The sequence below is a fragment of the Microbacterium maritypicum genome, assembly GCF_041529975.1.
Lineage (GTDB): Bacteria > Actinomycetota > Actinomycetes > Actinomycetales > Microbacteriaceae > Microbacterium.
In genome coordinates, this window is record NZ_CP168030.1 from 3,298,311 (window position 1) to 3,317,381 (window position 19,071).

At 68.7% G+C, this 19,071-nt stretch carries 18 protein-coding genes and 1 pseudogene; 14 read left to right on the forward strand and 5 right to left on the reverse strand.

The window, feature by feature from the left end; all coding sequences use genetic code 11:
* Positions 1–43: 43 nt before the first annotated feature.
* The 7 genes from ACCO44_RS15985 (at position 44) to ACCO44_RS16015 (ending at position 5,637) form a co-directional block, all read left to right on the forward strand.
* Entirely contained in the window at positions 44–607 is a 564-nt protein-coding gene (locus tag ACCO44_RS15985; protein WP_372467356.1) for a GNAT family N-acetyltransferase, read from the forward strand.
* A gap of 51 nt (positions 608–658) precedes the next feature.
* The gene (locus ACCO44_RS15990) at positions 659–1,522 is read left to right on the forward strand and encodes an Fpg/Nei family DNA glycosylase (protein WP_372467358.1); all 864 of its coding nucleotides are present in this window, start codon (positions 659–661) and stop codon (positions 1,520–1,522) included.
* Positions 1,523–1,798: 276 nt separating this feature from the next.
* Positions 1,799–2,848 carry a bifunctional diaminohydroxyphosphoribosylaminopyrimidine deaminase/5-amino-6-(5-phosphoribosylamino)uracil reductase RibD gene (gene ribD, locus ACCO44_RS15995; protein ID WP_372467360.1) on the forward strand — a complete coding sequence of 350 codons (1,050 nt, stop codon included), beginning with the start codon at positions 1,799–1,801 and terminating at the stop codon, positions 2,846–2,848.
* On the forward strand, positions 2,848–3,477 hold the full coding sequence (locus ACCO44_RS16000; RefSeq protein ID WP_091034373.1) for a riboflavin synthase: 630 nt from the start codon (positions 2,848–2,850) through the stop codon (positions 3,475–3,477). Before ribD ends, ACCO44_RS16000 begins: the two co-directional genes overlap by 1 nt.
* On the forward strand, positions 3,474–4,742 hold the full coding sequence (ribA, locus tag ACCO44_RS16005; protein WP_091034375.1) for a GTP cyclohydrolase II: 1,269 nt from the start codon (positions 3,474–3,476) through the stop codon (positions 4,740–4,742). Before ACCO44_RS16000 ends, ribA begins: the two co-directional genes overlap by 4 nt.
* On the forward strand, positions 4,739–5,212 hold the full coding sequence (gene ribH / locus ACCO44_RS16010) for a 6,7-dimethyl-8-ribityllumazine synthase (protein WP_372467363.1): 474 nt from the start codon (positions 4,739–4,741) through the stop codon (positions 5,210–5,212). The genes ribA and ribH overlap by 4 nt, the downstream gene beginning before the upstream one ends.
* A 71-nt stretch (positions 5,213–5,283) precedes the next feature.
* A complete protein-coding gene (locus ACCO44_RS16015) occupies positions 5,284–5,637 on the forward strand; it encodes a hypothetical protein (protein WP_029263008.1) in 354 nt (117 codons plus the stop codon).
* A gap of 10 nt (positions 5,638–5,647) precedes the next feature.
* Here the strand turns inward: ACCO44_RS16015 and ACCO44_RS16020 are convergent, their stop codons facing one another.
* Positions 5,648–6,634: a LacI family DNA-binding transcriptional regulator gene (locus ACCO44_RS16020; RefSeq protein WP_372469420.1), complete on the reverse strand. Its 987-nt coding sequence runs from the start codon at positions 6,632–6,634 to the stop codon at positions 5,648–5,650.
* A 159-nt stretch (positions 6,635–6,793) separates the two neighbouring features.
* Here ACCO44_RS16020 and ACCO44_RS16025 point away from each other — a divergent pair, with 159 nt between their 5' ends.
* From ACCO44_RS16025 to ACCO44_RS16040, 4 genes are all read left to right on the forward strand, one after another.
* On the forward strand, positions 6,794–7,711 hold the full coding sequence (locus ACCO44_RS16025; protein WP_105709521.1) for a carbohydrate ABC transporter permease: 918 nt from the start codon (positions 6,794–6,796) through the stop codon (positions 7,709–7,711).
* Position 7,712: 1 nt separating this feature from the next.
* Positions 7,713–8,603, forward strand: coding sequence for a carbohydrate ABC transporter permease (locus ACCO44_RS16030; RefSeq protein ID WP_051662277.1), 891 nt, complete (start codon positions 7,713–7,715; stop codon positions 8,601–8,603).
* Positions 8,604–8,668: 65 nt separating this feature from the next.
* The gene (locus ACCO44_RS16035; protein ID WP_372467366.1) at positions 8,669–10,030 is read left to right on the forward strand and encodes a sugar ABC transporter substrate-binding protein; all 1,362 of its coding nucleotides are present in this window, start codon (positions 8,669–8,671) and stop codon (positions 10,028–10,030) included.
* A gap of 66 nt (positions 10,031–10,096) precedes the next feature.
* Complete coding sequence (locus ACCO44_RS16040) at positions 10,097–11,833, forward strand: beta-galactosidase family protein (RefSeq protein ID WP_105709519.1); 1,737 nt, start codon at positions 10,097–10,099, stop codon at positions 11,831–11,833.
* Positions 11,834–11,872: 39 nt separating this feature from the next.
* Here the strand turns inward: ACCO44_RS16040 and ACCO44_RS16045 are convergent, their stop codons facing one another.
* Complete coding sequence (locus ACCO44_RS16045; protein ID WP_372467369.1) at positions 11,873–12,370, reverse strand: metallophosphoesterase; 498 nt, start codon at positions 12,368–12,370, stop codon at positions 11,873–11,875.
* A gap of 147 nt (positions 12,371–12,517) precedes the next feature.
* Between ACCO44_RS16045 and ACCO44_RS16050 the strand changes: the two are divergent.
* A pseudogene (locus tag ACCO44_RS16050) lies at positions 12,518–13,977 on the forward strand (MFS transporter).
* 78 nt (positions 13,978–14,055) lie between these two features.
* Here the strand turns inward: ACCO44_RS16050 and ACCO44_RS16055 are convergent.
* Together ACCO44_RS16055 and ACCO44_RS16060 are read right to left on the reverse strand one after the other, a co-directional pair.
* Positions 14,056–14,433 carry a type II toxin-antitoxin system VapC family toxin gene (locus tag ACCO44_RS16055; RefSeq protein ID WP_105709516.1) on the reverse strand — a complete coding sequence of 126 codons (378 nt, stop codon included), beginning with the start codon at positions 14,431–14,433 and terminating at the stop codon, positions 14,056–14,058.
* Positions 14,430–14,681: a hypothetical protein gene (locus tag ACCO44_RS16060; protein ID WP_105709515.1), complete on the reverse strand. Its 252-nt coding sequence runs from the start codon at positions 14,679–14,681 to the stop codon at positions 14,430–14,432. The genes ACCO44_RS16055 and ACCO44_RS16060 overlap by 4 nt, the downstream gene beginning before the upstream one ends.
* A 127-nt stretch (positions 14,682–14,808) precedes the next feature.
* On the opposite strand from ACCO44_RS16060, the gene ACCO44_RS16065 reads away from it, so the two are divergent.
* Positions 14,809–15,015, forward strand: a complete 207-nt coding sequence (locus ACCO44_RS16065; RefSeq protein WP_372467371.1) for an AsnC family protein — start codon at positions 14,809–14,811, stop codon at positions 15,013–15,015.
* Positions 15,016–15,112: 97 nt separating this feature from the next.
* Positions 15,113–16,999: an ABC transporter ATP-binding protein gene (locus ACCO44_RS16070; protein ID WP_372467373.1), complete on the forward strand. Its 1,887-nt coding sequence runs from the start codon at positions 15,113–15,115 to the stop codon at positions 16,997–16,999.
* Between the two features lie 128 nt (positions 17,000–17,127).
* Here the strand turns inward: ACCO44_RS16070 and ACCO44_RS16075 are convergent, their stop codons facing one another.
* Positions 17,128–18,990, reverse strand: coding sequence for a phosphoenolpyruvate carboxykinase (GTP) (locus tag ACCO44_RS16075; RefSeq protein WP_262000580.1), 1,863 nt, complete (start codon positions 18,988–18,990; stop codon positions 17,128–17,130).
* Positions 18,991–19,071 lie beyond the last annotated feature (81 nt).

A 19,071-nucleotide genomic window follows, 5' to 3' on the forward strand; every position in this document is an offset into this window, starting at 1 on the left:
CGCCCGCTCGTTCCGAGGGGGCTCACCTCAATAGGCTGTCGGGATGGAATCCGTCGCCCTGACCACCGAACGTCTCGTCCTGCATGCACCGACGGAGGCGGACATCGATGCGATCACGGAGGCGTGCCAGGATCCGGAGATCGCGCGCTGGACGACGGTTCCGAGCCCGTACAACCGCGAGGATGCCGAGCACTTCGTGCGTCTCGTCGCGGGGTCGTGGGCCGACGGCTCGGAGGCCGTCTGGGGCATGTACGCCGGCGACGAGCTCGTGGGCATGATCGGTCTGCACGGCATCGCCACCCACGTCACGGGTGGGGCCGCCGAGCTCGGGTACTGGGTGACCCCGGCCGCTCGGGGCAAGGGTCATCTCGCGGAAGCGGCACGCGCCGTGATCGACTGGGGTTTCACCGAGCTCGGGCTCGTCCGCATCCGCTGGCAGGCCGTCGCCGGGAACGTCCCTTCGGCGCGGGCCGCCCGTGCGCTCGGCTTCCGCTATGAAGGCCTGCAGCGCCAGGCGCTCACGAGCCCGCGTGGCCGCGACGACGGCTGGATCGCCGGCATGCTGCACGATGACGACCGCACGCCGGTGGACTGGCCGATCCTCTGAGGAGTGAGCCCACCGGGTGACAGTGTCGGCGGCCGATGACAGGATGAAGGCATGCCGGAGATGCCGGAAGTCCAGGGCCTGACCACGTTCCTCGCCGACCGCGCCGTGGGGCGCACGATCACCCGCACCAGCGTCGCGGCGATCGCCGCGTTGAAGACCTACGATCCGCCGATCACCGCGTTGCAGGGCGCCACGATCACGGCGGCCGCCCGGCTCGGCAAGTTCGTCGTGCTTTCCTGCGGCGACGAGCTGCACCTCGTGTTCCACCTCGCGAAGGCGGGGTGGCTGCGTTGGTACGAGACGCTGCCGACGACGCTCATCAAACCCGGCAAGTCGCCGATCGCCCTGCGCATCGCGCTCGACGACGACAGCGGTTTCGACCTCACCGAGGCCGGAACGAAGAAGTCGCTCGCCGTCTACGTCGTCCGCGACCCGCAGGAGGTGCCGGGCATCGAGCGGCTCGGGCCCGACCCGCTCGACTCCGCCTTCGACCGCGACGCCTTCGCCGCGCTGCTGGAGGACCGGCGGATGCAGATCAAGGGGCTGCTGCGCGACCAGGCGGTGATCGCGGGGATCGGCAACGCCTACTCCGACGAGATCCTGCACGCCGCCCGGATGTCGCCGTACGCGATCGCCGGGAAGCTCGACGATGCCGAGATCGACCGCCTGTTCGACGCGATGCGCGAGACGCTGACCGAAGCGGTCGCCGAGGCATCGGGCAAGCCGCCCGCCGACCTCAAAGACGCCAAGCGCCGCGGGATGCAGGTGCATGCGCGTCGCGGCGAGACGTGCCCCGTCTGCGGCGACACCGTCCGCAGCGTGTTCTTCGCCGACCGCTCGCTCGAGTACTGCCCCACCTGCCAGACCGGCGGCAAGGTGCTCGCCGACCGCCGTCTCTCTCGACTGCTGAAGTGATCGCGGCCCTGCCGGTCCATGTCTTGGAATGAAATGCGCGCAGGTGCGTTGAGTACACTCAGAACAACAACGTGCTCCGGGGTCGGTGGGAATCCGAACCGGCGGTGACAGTCCGCGAGCGTCTCGAGAGATCGGGATGCCGATCCGGTGGAATTCCGGGACCGACGGTGATGCGAGGGAGACCTCGCTAGTCCGGAAGGGAGGCAGCACGAGACGCATCCGTGCGTCCGTTCCGCCATCCCTGTCTGACCCCGGAGCCTCAGAGGAGGACGACGGATGGCAGTGAACGCGGCAGAGCGCAGCGCGATGGATCGCGCGCTCCAGCTCGCCACGCGCGGACCGCGCGGGGCGAACCCGCAGGTCGGCGCGGTCATCCTCTCCCCCGATGGCACGGTCCTCGCCGAGGGCTGGCATCAGGGAGCCGGGACACCGCACGCCGAGGTCGATGCGCTCTCGAAGCTCGCGCCCGGCGACGCCCGCGGCGCCACTGCCGTCGTGACGCTCGAGCCCTGCAACCACACCGGCCGTACCGGGCCCTGCGCCGTCGCCCTCATCGAGGCGGGCGTGGCCAGAGTCGTGTACGCCCTCGACGATCCCGGCGCCGAATCGGGAGGCGGAGCGGAGCGCCTGCGCGCCGCCGGCGTCGACGTCGACTCGGGTGAGCAGGCGGATGCCGCGCATGCCCTGATCGACGGCTGGCTGACGGCACAGCGCCTGGGACGCCCGCACATCACGGTCAAGTGGGCGCAGAGCCTCGACGGTCGCGCCGCTGCCGCCGACGGCTCGAGCCAGTGGATCACGGGACCGGCCGCTCGGGCCGACGTGCACCACCGCCGCGCGGAGGCCGACGCGATCGTCGTCGGCACCGGCACCGTGCTCGCCGACGACCCTGCTCTCACCGCCCGCGACGGCGACGCTCTGCTGTCGCACCAGCCCGTCCCGGTCGTCATCGGTTCGCGCCCGACGCCGACGGACGCCGCCGTGCACCGTCATCCGCACTCCCCGCTCTTCTACGACACCCACGATCTGCACGCGGTGACCGCCGATCTGCACGCGCGTGGCATCCAGCGCGTCTTCGTCGAGGGTGGGCCGACCCTGGCCAGCGCCTTCATCCAGGCGGGCCTGGCCGACCGGGTGCTCGCCTACATCGCGCCGGTGCTGCTCGGCGGCGACAAGCTCGCCCTCGGCGACATCGGCGTCGCATCGATCGACCATGCGCGCCGCCTCACGATCGACGAATGGGTCCCCCTCGGACCCGATCTGCTCGCCGTCGCACGCCCCGCAGCACCGACAGACCCTCAGAACCAGAACGAAGGAGCCGCCTGATGTTCACCGGAATCATCGAGGAGATGGGCGAGATCACCGCGATCGCGCCCGCGGGCGACGGCTGGCGCCTGACCGTGCGCGCCCCCCGCGCGGCAGCGGATGCCGTGCACGGCGAGTCCATCGCCGTCTCGGGCGTGTGCCTCACGGTCGTCGGCTCGACTGCCGACACCTTCGACACCGACGTGATGAAGCAGACGCTCGACGTCGCCGCGATCGGCTCGGCGACGGTCGGCACCCGCGTCAACATCGAGAAGGCCATGCCTGTCGGTGCACGACTGGGCGGACACATCGTGCAGGGACATGTCGACGGAGTCGGCGACGTACTCGAGGTGCGACCCGGTGCCCAGTGGAGCGTGCTGCGCATCAGCCTGCCGACTGACCTCGCCCCGCTCGTGGTCGACAAGGGCTCCATCTCCGTCGACGGAACGTCACTGACCGTGAGTGCCGTCAGCGAGCCCGCCGACCCCTCCCCGTGGTTCGAGGTCTCGCTGATCCCGGAGACCCTCGCCGCGACCACCCTCGGCAGCCGCGCCGTCGGCGACCGTGTGAACCTCGAGACCGACATCCTCGCCCGTCACGTCGAGCGCCTGCTCGCGTTCCGCGCCGCACCGGAAGGAGGCTCGCGATGAGCCTTTCCACCATCGCCGAGGCCCTGGAGGCGCTGCGCGCCGGGCGCCCCGTGCTCGTCGCTGACGACGAGAATCGCGAGAACGAGGGCGACGTGATCCTGTCGGCCGAGCTGGCCACGCCCGAGTGGGTGGCCTGGACGGTGCGCTGGTCGTCCGGCTTCATCTGCGCGCCGATGCCGACCGACCTCGCCGACCACCTGAACCTGCCGCCGATGGTGGCCGCCAGCGAAGACGCCCGCTCCACCGCCTACACGGTGAGTGTGGACGCGGCCGAGGGCGTCACCACCGGCATCAGCGCCCACGACCGCGCGCACACGCTGAACGTGCTGGCGAACCCGGGATCGACGGCGACCAGCATCATCCGTCCGGGCCACGTCCTGCCGCTGCGCGCCGTCGACGGAGGCGTGCGTGAGCGCAGCGGTCATACCGAGGCCGCCGTCGAGCTGATGAAGCTCGCGGGCCTGCGACCGGTCGGTGCGATCGCCGAGGTGGTCGCCGAAGACGGCAGCATGATGCGTCTCCCCGGCCTGATCGACCTCGGAGCGCGCGACGGCGTGCCGGTCATCACGATCGAGCAGCTCATCGCGCACCTCAACGAGATCGATCCCGAAGGCGCCACGCCCTCGGCGCATCGCGGGCGCCGCGTGAGCCTGCGGGCCGACGCCACGGTGCCGACGACCCACGGGGTCTTCCGGTTCCTCGCCTACAAGGACCGGGTGACGGGGACCGACCACATCGCCGTCGTCTCGGGCGAGCTCGGCGAGACGGCCCTCGTGCGCGTGCACTCGGAGTGCCTGACCGGCGAGGCGTTCGGCTCGCTGAAGTGCGAGTGCGGACCGCAACTGGATTCGGCGCTCGACGCGATCGAGAAGCAGGGCGGCGTCGTCATCTACATGCGCGGGCACGAGGGACGCGGCATCGGCCTCATCAACAAGCTGCGGGCATACAGCCTGCAGGAGGAGGGCCTCGACACGGTCGACGCGAACCTCGCCCTCGGCCTGCCCGCCGACGCGCGCGACTATGCCGCAGCAGCGGGCATCCTCGCCGATCTCGGCGTATCGAAGGTGCGGCTGCTGACGAACAACACCGACAAGGTGGAGCAGCTGCGCGAACTGGGACTCGACGTCATCGAACAGGTCCCCCTGATCGTGGGCGTCGGACCGAACAACCACCAGTACCTGGAGACCAAGCGTGACCGGATGGGTCACATCATCGGCGAAGCGGAACTCGCAGAGGCGCTCGCCCACGGGAAGGACGAGAAATGAGCGGCGCAGGAGCACCCGAGACGGGCGACATCGATGGACGCGGTCTGAACGTCGTGATCGTCGCCGGCACCTGGCATGAGACGATCTCGAACGGCCTGATCGCCGGCGCGGAGCGCGTGCTGAATGAGGCGCAGGCCACACACCGCCTCGTACGGGTGCCCGGCTCGTTCGAGCTCGCTCTCGCTGCACAGGCCGCATTCGCCGGCGGCGCCGATGCGGTCGTCGCGCTCGGCGTCATCATCCGGGGTGGCACCCCGCACTTCGAGTACGTGTCGGCAGCGACCACCGACGGGCTCACCCGCGTCGCGCTCGATGCCGGCAAGCCGGTCGGGTTCGGCGTGCTGACCCTCGACGACGAGCAGCAGGGGCTCGACCGCGCGGGCCTGGAAGGCTCCAAGGAAGACAAGGGCGCCGAGGCGGCGGACGCGGCACTGCGCACCGCCCTCGTCGTCCGGGACCTGCGCGGCTGAGGCGGGCCCCACCGCGCAGGTCAGCCTGGCCTTGCTAGCGCGGACCGCCCCGCACCTCCTACGGTGAGGGCATGGAGACTCTGCGCCACATCGTGCTGTTCGTCCACCTCATCGGCTTCGCCGTGCTCTTCGGAGCGTGGGCGGTTCAGGCGTTCGGCGGCAAGCGCGAGTTCACTCGTCTGATGAACATCGGCATGGCGATCGCCGCGGTCGCCGGCCTCGCTCTCGCCGCCCCCTGGGGAATCTCGTATGAGCTCAACTACGTCAAGATCGGCGTCAAGCTCGTGATCCTGCTCGTCATCGGTGCGCTGCTCGGAATCGGCCTGGGCCGTCAGCGCCGCGGAGCAGCCATCCCGCCGGCGGTGTTCTGGCTCGTCGGCATCCTCACCGCCGCCAACGCCGCCATCGCCGCGATCTGGCGCTGAGCGCGAGCGCTCAGCGTTTCCGCGGCGCCGCCGTGCTCTCCCGCACGACCAGCTCGGTGCTCACGAGCGGCGTCTGCTGACGTCCGCTGCCGTCGAGCTCGGCGAGCAGCGCGTCCACCGCGAGGGCCCCGACCCGCTCCGGATGCTGCTGCACCGTGGTCAGTGGCGGCCACAGCTGCGCGGCATCGGGCAATCCGTCGAAGCCGACGAGGCTCACATCGCCCGGCACCTCGCATCCGGCCTCCCGGAACGCGCGGAGCACGCCGATCGCCATCTGGTCATTCGCGACGAACACCGCGGTGACGCCGTCCATCTCGCGGAGCCGGAGACCCGCCTCGTACCCCGACGCGGCGGACCAATCGCCCTGGAGCGGCTCGGGCACGGGTCGCCCGTGCTTCTCGAGGGTCTCCCGCCAGGCATCGCGACGCCGTTCCGCGGAGTACGAGCGCGCGGGACCCGTGACGTGCCACACCGTGTCGTGTCCGAGCTCGAGCAGATGCTCGGTCGCCAGTCGCGCACCCTGCGCCTGGTCGGTGTCGACGAACGGCAGCGTCTCGCCGCGGTTGGAGTCGACGAACACCACGGGCAGGGCATCGGGGATCTCGATATCGGCCTCGTCGAGCTGGTGTGCCTCGATCACGATGATGATCCCGTCGACCGCGTGCTCCTCCAGGCGCCGGAACGCACCGGCCACGGTCTCGCCGGCACTCGACTCCACGGGGATGAGGGTGAGCGCGTAGCCGAGCTGGGCGGCGCGCACCGCGATCGCGTCGAGCGTGCGCTGGTTGCCGTAGGAGCTGAACGAGAACATCACGACGCCGATCGTGCGGAATCGCCCTGACCGCAACGCGCGGGCTGCGCTGTTGGGGCGGTAGCCGAGGCTCTGCATCGCGGCTTCGACGCGCTCGCGGGTGGCGGCACCGACGTATCCCCTGGCGTTCACGACGCGGGAGACCGTCTGTCCGGAGACGCCGGCCTCGCGGGCGACGTCTTCCATCGAAGGCTCACGACGACGTGCCGACGTCTCTGTCGGATGCTCTGGGGTCACGATCACCCATCCCCTCATATGTTGACGTTGACACACTAGCAGCGCATCGCATATGTTGACGTTGACACACGGCGCACGGTGCGCCGGAACCGTAAGAAGGAATCGTCGATGACGACTGAAACCCCCGCAGCCCTGGGCGCCTCCGGCCTCCGGCGCCGCGACAAGCGCGACTGGAAGGGCTGGGCCTTCGTCGGCCCGTTCATGGTCGTCTTCGCCCTGGTGTTCCTGACACCGCTCGCCTACGCGCTGTACCTGAGCTTCTTCCAGGAGAAGCTCATCGGAGGCAACGCCTTCGTCGGCCTGGACAACTACGTCCGCGCGCTCACCGACCCGCAGTTCTGGGAGGCGTTCGGCCGCGTGCTGATCTTCCTCGTCGTGCAGGTGCCGATCATGCTGGTCCTCGCCCTCGGCGCCGCCCTCGCCATCGACAGCGCACGTCTGCGCGGAGCATCGTTCTTCCGCATCCTGATCTTCCTGCCCTACGCCGTGCCCGCCGTCGTCGCGGTGCTGATGTGGGGCTACATCTACGGCGACCAGTTCGGACTCACGAGCAACATCAACGACTTCCTCGGAGTCGATGCGATCACGCCGTTCGCCAAGGAGTGGATGCTGGTCTCGATCGGCAACATCGTCACGTGGGAGTTCGTCGGCTACAACATGCTGATCTTCTACTCGTCACTCAAGACAATCCCGACCGACATGTACGAGGCCGCCTCCCTCGACGGAGCGGGGGCATGGCGCACGATCTTCTCGATCAAGATCCCCTCCGTGCGCGGCGCGCTCGTGATCGCGACGATCTTCTCGATCATCGGCAGCTTCCAGCTCTTCAACGAGCCGAACATCCTGCGGCCCCTGGCTCCGAACGTGATCACCACGTTCTTCACGCCGAACATGTACGCCTACAACCTGTCGTTCGCCGGACAGCAGTTCAACTACGCCGCCACGATCGCCATCATCATGGGCATCATCACCGCGGTCATCGCCTACGTCGTGCAGCTGCGCGGCTCGAAGTCGGAGGTGCGCTGACATGGCACTCCCCCTCGCCCGCCCCTCTCGCCGACGTCACGATCCGCTGAACCCGCGCAAGTCCAACACGCTGCTGATCGTCATGATCGTCTACGCGCTGTACACGCTCGTGCCCCTGGTCTGGCTGCTGTTCAGCTCGACGAAGACGCAGGCGGGACTCTTCAGCTCCTTCGGGCTCTGGTTCTCGGACGACTTCGCGTTCTTCGACAACCTCGTCGCCACGTTCTCCTACCGCGACGGCATCTTCCTGCGCTGGCTCGGCAACACGCTCCTGTACGTCGTGGTCGGCGCGGGCGGCGCGACTCTGCTCGCCACACTGGCCGGCTACGGCCTCGCGAAGTTCCGCTTCCCGGGTCGGCGCGCGGTCTTCGCCGTCGTCCTCGGAGCAGTCGCCGTTCCCGGTACGGCACTCGCCGTCCCGACGTTCCTGCTGTTCAGCGAGTTGGGCCTGACCAACACCCCCTGGGCCGTGATCATCCCGTCTCTCATCAGCCCCTTCGGGCTGTACCTGATCTGGGTCTTCGCCTCCGAGTCCGTGCCGACCGAGCTGCTGGAGGCCGCGCGCATCGACGGCGCCGGAGAGTTCCGCACGTTCTTCACGATCTCAATGCGCCTGCTCGCGCCGGGCATCGTGACGGTCGCGCTGTTCACGGTCGTGGCGACCTGGAACAACTACTTCCTCCCGCTGATCATGCTGTCGGATCCCGCCTGGTATCCGCTCACGGTCGGTCTGAACCAGTGGAGCGCCCAGGCCATCGGCGCCGGCTCCCAGCCGATCTACAACCTCGTGATCATGGGCTCGCTGCTCACGATCATCCCGATCGTCATCGCCTTCCTGCTGCTGCAGCGCTTCTGGCAGTCAGGTCTCACCGCGGGAAGCGTCAAGCAGTAGCCCCGCACTCCTTCCTCACCCCCTCGCGATCCGATGCTGGATCGCACCCCCGAAAGGACACAGCAATGAAGCACCTTCCCTCACCGACACGGCGCGCCCTCGCGGTGCTCGCCGCAGGATCCGTGGCAGCACTGGCGCTGGCCGGCTGCAGCACCGGCAGCGACGCCGGCAGCGGCTCCGGCTCCGACGCCGGATCCGGCTCCTTCGACTCCGTCGAGGCCGCGCTCGAGAAGGGCGGCGAGATCACGTACTGGTCGTGGACGCCGTCTGCCGAGGCGCAGGTCGAGGCGTTCCAGAAGGAATACCCGAACGTCAAGGTCAACCTCGTCAACGCCGGCACCAACAACGAGGAGTACACGAAGCTGCAGAACGCGATCAAGGCAGGCTCCGGCGCGCCCGACGTCGTGCAGATCGAGTACTACGCGTTCCCGCAGTTCGCACTGACCGACGCCTTCGCCGATCTGTCGAAGTACGGCTTCGCCGACTTCGAGGACGACTACACCGCATCCACCTGGAACTCGGTCACCAGCGGCGACGCCATCTACGGCCTGCCGCAGGACTCCGGCCCCATGGCGCTGTTCTACAACAAGACCGTGTTCGACGCCGCGGGCGTCGAAGTGCCGACCACGTGGGACGAGTACTACGAGGCGGCGAAGAAGATCCACGCCGCGAACCCCGACGCCTACATCACCAACGACACCGGCGACGCCGGCTTCGCGACCTCCATGATCTGGCAGGCCGGAGGCAAGCCGTTCGAGACCTCGGGCACCGATGTCACGATCGACCTGCAGGACGAAGGGTCGAAGAAGTGGACCGAGAACTGGAACCGCCTCGTCGAAGACGACCTCGTCGCGCCCTACGGCAGCTGGAGCGACGAGTGGTTCCGCGGCCTCGGTGACGGCAGCCTCGCCACCCTCGTGATCGGCGCCTGGATGCCCGGCAACCTCATCACCGGCGCCCCCGACGGCGCAGGCGACTGGCGCGTCGCGCCGATGCCGACCTACGACGGCACTCCGGCGAGCGCCGAGAACGGCGGTGGCGGTCAGGCCGTCACGACGCAGAGCAAGAACCCGGAGTTGGCGGCCGGCTTCCTGTGGTGGCTGAACAACTCGGAGGAAAGCATCTCGATCTTCCTCGAGTCCGGCGGCTTCCCGTCGACGACCGCCGAGCTCTCCAGCGAAGAGTTCCTCGCCGATGCTCCGGAGTACTTCGGTGGCCAGAAGATCAACGAGGTCCTCGCGGCCGCAGCCGACGACGTGGTCGAGGACTGGAGCTACCTGCCCTACCAGGTGTACGCGAACAGCATCTTCGGCGACACCGTGGGCCAGTCGTACCAGAACGGCACCGACCTGAACGAGGGCCTGACGGCCTGGCAGGACGCGCTGGTCGAGTACGGCAACGCGCAGGGCTTCACCGTCAACAAGTAACACCCGTGGCTGAGCCGGCCCCAGAGCGGGGCCGGCTCAGCTCCTCGATCGAAAGCACTCCGACACGTGACCACGTTCTCTCTCGGCGACACCGACTTCCTCCGCGACGGTCAGCCGCATCAGGTGATCTCCGGCGCCATCCACTACTTCCGGGTGCACCCGGACCTGTGGCAGGACCGCATCCGCAAGGCACGGCTGATGGGCCTGAACACGATCGAGACGTATGTCGCCTGGAACGCGCACGCCCCGCGGCGCGGTGAGTGGGACACGACCGGGTGGAACGATCTCGGACGCTTCCTCGACCTCGTTCATGCCGAGGGTCTGGATGCGATCGTGCGCCCGGGTCCCTACATCTGCGCCGAGTGGCACAACGGCGGTCTGCCGGTGTGGCTGACCGGGAGCATGGAGAACCTGCGATCGTCGGCTCCCGACTTCCTCGTCGAGGTGAGCGCCTACCTGCGACGCGTGTACGACATCGTCGCGCCGCGCCAGATCGACCGGGGCGGACCCGTCGTGCTCGTGCAGATCGAGAACGAATACGGCGCCTACGGAGCGGACAAGGCCTACCTCGAGGCACTGGTCGCCGTCACGCGGGACGCCGGCATCACGGTGCCGCTGACGACCGTGGATCAACCCGTGGATCAGATGCTGAGCGACGGCAGCCTCCCCGAGCTGCACAAGACCGGCTCCTTCGGATCCCGCAGCGCGGAACGCCTCGCGACTCTGCGCCGGCACCAGCCGACGGGACCCCTGATGTGCTCGGAGTTCTGGGACGGCTGGTTCGACTGGTGGGGCGGAGTGCATCACACGACCGACGTCACCGCTGCCGCAGCCGACCTCGACGCCCTGCTCGCCGCCGGAGCATCGGTCAACATCTACATGTTCCACGGCGGCACGAACTTCGGGCTCACCAACGGCGCGAACGACAAAGGTCGCTACCTGCCGCTCGTGACCTCCTACGACTACGACGCGCCGCTCGACGAGGCCGGCACCCCCACGGAGAAGTTCTTCGCCTTCCGAGAGGTGATCGCGAAGTACGCCCCGGTGCCGGAAGAGGTGCCAGCCTTCGCGAGCGCGGCACCGGCGCTCGAAGTCTCCCTCTCCCCCGTCGGGGCGTGGACGGATGCTGCCGGATCCGGTGCGGTCGCCGCACAGCCGCAGAGCTTCGACGCCCTCGGGCATCTGAGCGCGCTGGTGCGATACGACGTCGACCTCCCGGACGGGAAGGGCGGCCAGTTGCTCATCGACGAGGTGCGCGACCTCGCCTGGGTGAGCGTCGATGGCGTCGCCGTCGGCACGCTCTCCCGCACGCGGCATGACCGTGCGATCCGCATTCCGGCCGGCCGCACCCTCAGCATCCTGGTCGAGGACCAGGGCCGGGTGAACTACGACCACCGGCTCGGCGAGGAGAAGGGGCTGATCGGCGCGGTCACTCTCGACGGCACAGTCGTGACCGGGTGGCGCTCGACACCGCTCGACGTCGCCGCCATCGCCGCCGAGCTCGCCTCGGCACAGCCGACGGATGCTGCGGGAGACGGCCCGCTCGCGTGGACCGCCGAGTTCACAGTGGACACCGCGACCGACCTGTTCCTCGACACCGCACCGTGGAGCAAGGGATACGCGTTCGTCAACGGCTTCTTCCTCGGCCGCTACTGGCGCAACGGGCCGCAGCGCACGCTCTACGTGCCCGCACCGGCGACACGCACCGGCGGCAACCGGCTCGTCGTGCTCGAGCTCGAGCAGATCCTGGCACCCGTCGCCCGCTTCGTCGAGGCACCGGCGCTCGGCGTCACGGAGGAGTGACGCGGGAGCGCATCGGAGCGCGGTAGACGGGCGGATGGTTCACGGCAGCGGCACCAGCGTCGCGTCCACATTCGTCCCCTCGATCGTGACCCACATCATGGTGCACGCCGGCTGCCGACGGCGGTCCGTGGGCGACCCGGGGTTGAGCAGTCGCAGGCCCGCAGGGGACACGGTGTCCCAGGGAATGTGCGAGTGCCCGAATACGAGGAGATCGATGCCGGGGTACGCCTCGTCCATCCGCTCTTCGCGCCTGCGGGACTCCCCCGTCTCATGCACGACGGCGATATCGACGCCCTCGACCGTGAACCGGGCGACCTCCGGCAGGCGTGCCCGCAGCTCGGGGCCGTCGTTGTTGCCGAACACTCCGTGCAGCACTCGCGCCCGGGACTCCAGCAGATCGAGCGTCGCTTCGTCGACCCAGTCGCCCGCGTGCACCACGATCTCGGCATCGTCCACCGCCTGCAGCACCGCATCCGGCAGCCTTCTCGCCCGCTTCGGCACGTGGGTGTCGGCCAGGAGCAGCATCCTCGTGGTCATCGTTCCTCCCCGTCTTGCGCCGCCTCCGACTCTATGCAACGGCATCGCGCGCCGGATGACACGCGAAACGCGTACACAGCCAACACTCAGGAAGGCGTAAACTCGCCGAGTCCCCGGTATACCAAAGGGGCTGAACGGAGGAGCCTCATGAGTACTGCCACTGCGCCCGCGAACCCGCGCTCGCGCGTCATCACCGCGAGTCTGGTCGGCACGACCATCGAGTTCTACGACTTCTACGCGTATGCGACGGCGGCCGTTCTCGTGTTCCCCGTGCTGTTCTTCCCGACCGGAGACGACACCACCTCGCTCCTGTCGTCGTTCGCCGTCTTCGGTGCGGCGATGGTCGCGCGTCCCATCGGCGCCGTGGTCTTCGGCCACTTCGGCGACAAGTTCGGCCGCAAGGCCACCCTCGTCGCGTCGCTGCTGACCATGGGCATCGCGACCTTCGTGATCGGCCTGCTCCCCACCTACCAGGACATCGGCTGGTGGGCAGCGCTCCTGCTGCTGATCTGCGTCTCGCCCAGGGCTTCGCGCTCGGTGGCGAGTGGTCGGGTGCCGCGCTGGTCGCCACCGAGAACGCCCCGAAAGGCAAGCGCGCCTGGTACGGCACCTTCCCGCAGCTGGGTGCACCGCTCGGCTTCATCATCGCCAACTTCCTCTTCCTCGCGATCAACTGGCTGCTGCCGCACGCCGAGAACCCGGTCCTCAAGTCCGAGGCGTTCCTCTCCTGGGGCTGGCGCATCCCGTTCCTCTTCTCGGCCGTCATGGTGATCATCGGCCTGTGGGTGCGACTGAAGCTCGTCGAGTCCGACACGTTCAAGAAGGCCGAGACGAAGGGTGTGATCCGCAAGCTCCCGCTCGCGACGGTGTTCCGTCACCACTGGAAGCAGCTGATCCTCGGCACGTTCATCATGCTGGCGACCTACGTGCTGTTCTATCTGATGACCAACTTCACGCTCGCCTACGGCACCAAGCCCGCGTCGCTCGAGACCGCTTCGGCCGCCGCGAAAGTCGCAGCCGAAGCGACGGGCGCACCGTTCGACCCGACCAAGTTCGCGGCACAGTTCTACCCCGGCCTCGGATTCGGCTACACCGACTTCGTGCTGATGCAGATCATCGGCGTGGTGTTCTTCGGCATCTTCACGCTGCTCTCCGGGCCGATCGCCGACGCTGTCGGACGCCGGAAGCTGCTGCTCTGGGTCACGGGCGCGATCATCGTGTTCGGCTTCACGTTCAACACGTTCTTGCTGCCCGCCGTCGACCCGAAGTTCACCGGTGCACTCGCCCAGGCGTTCCTCGTGTTCGGGTTCATGCTGATGGGGGCGACGTTCGGACCGATGGGCGCCCTGCTCCCCGAACTGTTCCCGACGAACGTGCGATACACGGGGTCGGCGATCGCCTACAACGTGTCGTCGATCCTCGGCGCGGCTGTGGCGCCTCTGATCGCGCTCTGGCTGTGGGCGCTCGGCGACGGCGCGCCGTGGCTGGTGGGCCTCTACCTGTCCGCGATGGGTGTGCTGACCTTCGTCGCACTGCTTCTCTCCCCGGAGACGAAAGATCACGACTACGACGACGACCTCGGGGTCGCCGCCGCCGTCGAGCTCTGATCACGGAGAGCGGCAGCCGCCGGCGTCGGAGGCTGCCGCTCCCGCAGGACTCAGATCAGCACGCGGGCGTGACGCCCGTCAGAGGACGATGACCTCGCAGTAGCGCGCCGCCGTCTTCGCGAGCTTCCGGTCGAGCGTGAGCAGCGGGATGCCGAGGGCCTCGGCGAGCGCGACATACCCGGCGTCGTAGGCGGTGACATCGTCCCGCAGCATCCAGATCCGCGGTATCAGCCGGCGCAGCGGATGCCGCGTGATCTGCAGCTCGCCGAAGAGGTCGAGCGCCTCCCGCGCGCGGTGAGCCGGCAGGCCATCGTGGAGCGTCTGACGCCGCAACACCGAGAGCACCTCGATGTCGAGCCCGGCGTGTGCGTGAAAGTCGTCGCCGTTCACCCAGTCACTCGTGCCCAGCAGGGCATCGATCGCTGCGGAGGCATCGAGCACGACCGCGGTGCTCATGGGGCGAGCTCGTCGTCCCTGTCGGCACGAGCCGCGTCACGCGCCGCGAGGATCTGACTGCGTGTGAGCGCGCTTCCGTCACTCACCGACCTCGCGCGCGCTGCGGCGATGATCTCCGCGTTCGTCCGGTACTGCACGAGGTCCGCGAGTTCGCGGGCCACGTAGTCGGACAGCGACATGCGCTCCGCGGCGGCGCGTTCCTTGAGGCGTGCATGAACATCGTCCGGGAGATTTCGTACCTGCAGCATCCGACCCACTCTTCCAGGATCGCATGTGTTGCGCATGCGCGAAAGAGCGGTCTGTGGATAACCCGCGGCGTCAACAAAAATTGACATCCGTGGCAAAGTCAACAAGAATTGACGCAGGAGGTGCATCATGACAATGCCGACCGCGATCGCACAGGACGACGGCAGCGAGCCCCTGGCCGCACTGCACAGGCTCGCCGAGGCGCGTAAGGAGATCGCCCGCGCCGAGGAGGCGAATGTGCGCCGCGCCCGTAACCTCGGATACTCGTGGCAGGCGATCGCGAGCGCACTGGGCGTGAGCAAGCAGGCCGCGCACCGGCGGTTCGGTCGCTCCTGACGCCCGGCCCCGACACCGCTCACCCTTACAGCCCGCCCATAGGATTCGGCCGCGAACGAAGTACGGTCGAAGTACCATCTCCAGATCGAGGTCCCGCATGTCCGGTTCGGCGACAGCACGCCGCCGCGGACGTGGCGCACAGCCCGAAGGCCCGCGCGCCACCTTCCGCCAGCTCCTCCCCTTCCTCTTCGAACACAAGCGAACCCTGATCGTGGTCGCCGTGCTCAGCGTCGTCGGTGCCGCCACGTCTCTCGTGCAACCCCTGCTCGTCGGCCAGGTCATCGAGGCGGTGCAGTCCGACACCGGCATCGGGATCCTCGTCTGGCTGCTGGTCGGCTTCGTGATCGTGTCGTCCGTCATCTCCGGCTTCCAGCACTACCTGCTCCAGCGCACCGGCACCGCGGTCGTGCACTCGAGCCGCCGCAAGCTGATCGCCCGCATCCTGCACCTGCCGACCTCCGAGTTCGATGCCCGCCGCACCGGCGACCTCGTCTCACGCGTCGGCACCGACACGACCCTCCTCTACGCCGTGCTCACGCAGGGCCTCGCGGATGCCGTCGGCAGCGCCGTGCTCTTCCTCGGCGCGCTGATCGCGATGCTGCTGATCGACCCGATCCTCCTGCTGCTCATCGTGGTGGTGATCGGCATCTCCGTCACGGTCGTCGTGCTGCTCAGCGGCCGCATCCGCACCGCCTCGACCGCCCAGCAGGAGAAGGTCGGCGAGCTCGCCTCCGGCGTGGAGCGTGCGGTCGGCTCGATCCGCACCATCCGCGCCTCGGGCGCCACCGAGCGCGAGACGGCCGCGGTGTCGGAGCTCGCCTCCGACGCGTACGGCATCGGCGTGCGCATCGCCAAGATCTCGTCGATGGTCGTGCCCGTCTCCGGCATCGCGCTGCAACTGTCGCTGCTCGTGGTCCTCGGCGTCGGCGGGTTCCGGGTGGCCGCCGGCGCGATCACCATCGCGTCGCTGATCTCGTTCATCATGTTCCTGTTCCTCCTCGTGATGCCGCTCGCCACGACCTTCGGCGCGATCACTTCGGTGAACCAGGCACTCGGCGCACTCGGTCGCATCCAAGAGGTGCTGGACCTGCCGACGGAATCGCAGGACGACGAGGCCATCGCCGCCGCCCTCCCTCACGAGGACGCAGCCCCCGGCGCACCGGCCATCGAGTTCCGCGACGTCCGCTTCCACTACCCCGCGAACGTGGTGGCAGCCCGTCAGGCCGCAGCGAAGGCAGCGCGGACTCTCCTCGCGGACGCGCATCTGGAATCGGTCGAAGATGCGGCACCGGCCGCGCAGGACCACGAAGTGCTCCGCGGGGTGTCGTTCGCCGTTCCGCACGGTTCTCGCGTCGCCCTGGTGGGGCCCAGCGGGGCCGGAAAGAGCACGATCCTGTCGCTGATCGAGCGGTTCTACGACCCGACCGGCGGGTCCATCCGCCTGCACGGCCACGACGCGCGCACCTACCCGCGCGACGACCTGCGCGCCAACTTCGGATACGTCGAGCAGGATGCTCCCACCCTCGCCGGCACGCTCGCCGAGAACCTGCGTCTCGCCTCACCCGATGCCTCCGACGCGGACTGCGAACGGGTGCTGCGTGCCGTGAACCTCGGCGACGTGCTCGAACGCAACCCGCTGGGCATCGACGCGCCCGTCGGCGAGGATGGCGTCATGCTGTCCGGCGGCGAGCGCCAGCGTCTCGCGATCGCCCGCGCCCTGCTCACCGATGCTCCGATCCTGCTGCTCGACGAATCGACGTCATCGCTCGACGGCGTGAACGAGCAGCGGATGCGCGAAGCCATCGATGCCGTCTCGACCGACCGCACACTCATCGTGATCGCGCACCGCCTGTCGACCGTGGTCGACAGCGACCTGATCGTGGTGCTGCAGGACGGCGTCGTGGTCGGCCAGGGCACGCACGAGGAGCTCGTGGAGTCGACACCGCTCTACCGCGACCTCGCCCGGCACCAGCTGCTCACCTGATTCTCGTCCGTTCCCGGGACAACACGAAGGCGGGACGTCGGAGACCACTCAGCCATGGGTTCGTCTCTGATGTCCCGCCTTCGCGGGTGTGAGGGTGCCGGCTCCCCCGAACCGGCACCGGTCTGGGGCTACGCCTTGGCGAGGCGGTAGCGCAGCGACGCCAGCTCGGCGCGCAGCGCCGCCGGAACCCTGTCGCCGAAGGTGTCGTAGAACTCCTCGGTCAGGTCGGCCTCCGTCTGCCACGCCGCGGCGTCGACGGCGAACAGCTCGTCGAGGTCGGCGGCGGGGATGTCGAGTCCGTCGAGGTTGAGGTCTTCCACGCGCGGCAGGCGTCCGATCGGGCTGTCGACCGCCGGCACGTCGCCGGCGATGCGGCGGATGATCCAGTCGACGACGCGCGAGTTGTCGCCGAAGCCGGGCCACAGGAACCGGCCGTCGTCACCGCGGCGGAACCAGTTCACCTGGAAGATGCGCGGTGCGCGGTCGAAGCGCAGACCACGACCGACCTTCAGCCAGTGGCCGAAGTAGTCGGCCATGTTGTAGCCGCAGAAGGGCAGCATCGCGAACGGGTCACGGCGCAGCTCCCCGACCGTGCCCTCGGCCGCAGCCGTGCGCTCCGACGAGATGTTCGAGCCGAGGAAGACACCGTGCGTCCAGTCGGTGGCCTCGACCACGAGCGGGACGTTGCTGGCGCGGCGTCCGCCGAAGAGGATGACGTCGAGTGGCACGGCCTCCTCCCAGTCGTCGGAGATCTGCGGGCACTGCGCCGCCGACACCGTGAACCGGGAGTTGGGGTGCGCTGCCGGTCGACCGGAGTCGGGCGTCCACTCGTTGCCCTCCCAGTCGATCAGGTTCGCGGGCGCCTCGTCGGTCAGCCCCTCCCACCACACGTCGCCGTCGGGACGGAGCGCGACGTTGGTGAAGATCGTGTTGCCCCACAGCGTCTCGACCGCCGTGACGTTGGTCGACTCGCCGGTGCCCGGCGCGACGCCGAAGAAGCCGGCCTCGGGGTTGATCGCCCACAGGCGACCGTCTTCGCCCGGACGGATCCAGGCGATGTCGTCACCCAGGGTCTCGACCTTCCACCCCGGGATCGTGGGGCGGAGCATGGCGAGGTTCGTCTTGCCGCACGCCGAGGGGAACGCGGCCGCGACGTGGTACGCCTTGCCCTGCGGGTCGATCACGCGGATGAGCAGCATGTGCTCGGCGAGCCAGCCCTCGTCGCGGGCGATCACCGAGGCGATGCGCAGCGCGAAGCACTTCTTGGCGAGGATCGCGTTGCCGCCGTAGCCCGAACCGTAGGAGTAGACCTCGAGCGTCTCGGGGAAGTGGACGATGTACTTGTCGTCGTTGCAGGGCCACTCGACGTCGTTCTCGCCCGGGGCGAGGGGCGCGCCGACCGTGTGCACGGTCTTGACCCACGGAGCCCCCTCGGCGATCTGACGCGTGACGGCATCGCCGACGCGCGTCATGATGCCGATCGACGCGACCGCGTAGGCGCTGTCGGTGATCTGCACGCCGATGTGCGAGAGCGGGCCGCCCACGCGTCCCATCGAGAACGGCACGACGTACATCGTGCGGCCGCGCATCGATCCCTCGAAGATCTCGTCCATCTTCGAGTGCATCTCGGCGGGGTCGGCCCAGTTGTTCGTGGGGCCGGCATCCTCTTCGCGCTCGGAGGCGATGAACGTGCGTCCCTCGGTGCGGGCGACGTCGCTGGGGTGCGAGCGGGCGAGGTAGGAGCCGGGACGCCACTCGGGGTTGAGCTTGATGAGCTTGCCCTCGTCGACGAGGCCGTGCAGCAGCCAGTCGTTCTCGGCGCGCGAGCCGTCGACCCAGTGCACGGAGTCGGGCTGGGTGAGAGCGCGGATCTCCTCGACCCACGCGGCCAGCTCGGCCATGGCGGGGGTGTCATACGTCGGAGCCGCGCCGAACGTACGCGTCGGTGCGACGGGAGACGTGCGAGGGGTGAAGACTTCGGCGAAGGCCATGACGTGTGCTCCTTTGAATTGTGGGGCGTTGCACCTATCTTCTTCCGCTTCCGACCGGACTTTCGGACAAATCGAGCGATA

Excerpts from the sequence above, each read along its gene's own strand:
- ACCO44_RS16000 (WP_091034373.1), top strand. The coding sequence starts at position 2,848 with ATGTTCACCGGAATCATCGAGGAGATGGGCGAGATCACCGCGATCGCG.
- ribH (WP_372467363.1), top strand. The coding sequence starts at position 4,739 with ATGAGCGGCGCAGGAGCACCCGAGACGGGCGACATCGATGGACGCGGT.
- ACCO44_RS16020 (WP_372469420.1), bottom strand. The coding sequence starts at position 6,634 with ATGGAAGACGTCGCCCGCGAGGCCGGCGTCTCCGGACAGACGGTCTCC.
- ribD (WP_372467360.1), top strand. The coding sequence starts at position 1,799 with ATGGCAGTGAACGCGGCAGAGCGCAGCGCGATGGATCGCGCGCTCCAG.
- ribA (WP_091034375.1), top strand. The coding sequence starts at position 3,474 with ATGAGCCTTTCCACCATCGCCGAGGCCCTGGAGGCGCTGCGCGCCGGG.
- ACCO44_RS16060 (WP_105709515.1), bottom strand. The coding sequence starts at position 14,681 with ATGCTGCAGGTACGAAATCTCCCGGACGATGTTCATGCACGCCTCAAG.
- ACCO44_RS16030 (WP_051662277.1), top strand. The coding sequence starts at position 7,713 with ATGGCACTCCCCCTCGCCCGCCCCTCTCGCCGACGTCACGATCCGCTG.
- ACCO44_RS16045 (WP_372467369.1), bottom strand. The coding sequence starts at position 12,370 with ATGACCACGAGGATGCTGCTCCTGGCCGACACCCACGTGCCGAAGCGG.
- ACCO44_RS16070 (WP_372467373.1), top strand. The coding sequence starts at position 15,113 with ATGTCCGGTTCGGCGACAGCACGCCGCCGCGGACGTGGCGCACAGCCC.
- ACCO44_RS15985 (WP_372467356.1), top strand. The coding sequence starts at position 44 with ATGGAATCCGTCGCCCTGACCACCGAACGTCTCGTCCTGCATGCACCG.
- ACCO44_RS16035 (WP_372467366.1), top strand. The coding sequence starts at position 8,669 with ATGAAGCACCTTCCCTCACCGACACGGCGCGCCCTCGCGGTGCTCGCC.
- ACCO44_RS16065 (WP_372467371.1), top strand. The coding sequence starts at position 14,809 with ATGACAATGCCGACCGCGATCGCACAGGACGACGGCAGCGAGCCCCTG.
- ACCO44_RS16025 (WP_105709521.1), top strand. The coding sequence starts at position 6,794 with ATGACGACTGAAACCCCCGCAGCCCTGGGCGCCTCCGGCCTCCGGCGC.
- ACCO44_RS16075 (WP_262000580.1), bottom strand. The coding sequence starts at position 18,990 with ATGGCCTTCGCCGAAGTCTTCACCCCTCGCACGTCTCCCGTCGCACCG.
- ACCO44_RS16015 (WP_029263008.1), top strand. The coding sequence starts at position 5,284 with ATGGAGACTCTGCGCCACATCGTGCTGTTCGTCCACCTCATCGGCTTC.
- ACCO44_RS16055 (WP_105709516.1), bottom strand. The coding sequence starts at position 14,433 with ATGAGCACCGCGGTCGTGCTCGATGCCTCCGCAGCGATCGATGCCCTG.
- ACCO44_RS15990 (WP_372467358.1), top strand. The coding sequence starts at position 659 with ATGCCGGAGATGCCGGAAGTCCAGGGCCTGACCACGTTCCTCGCCGAC.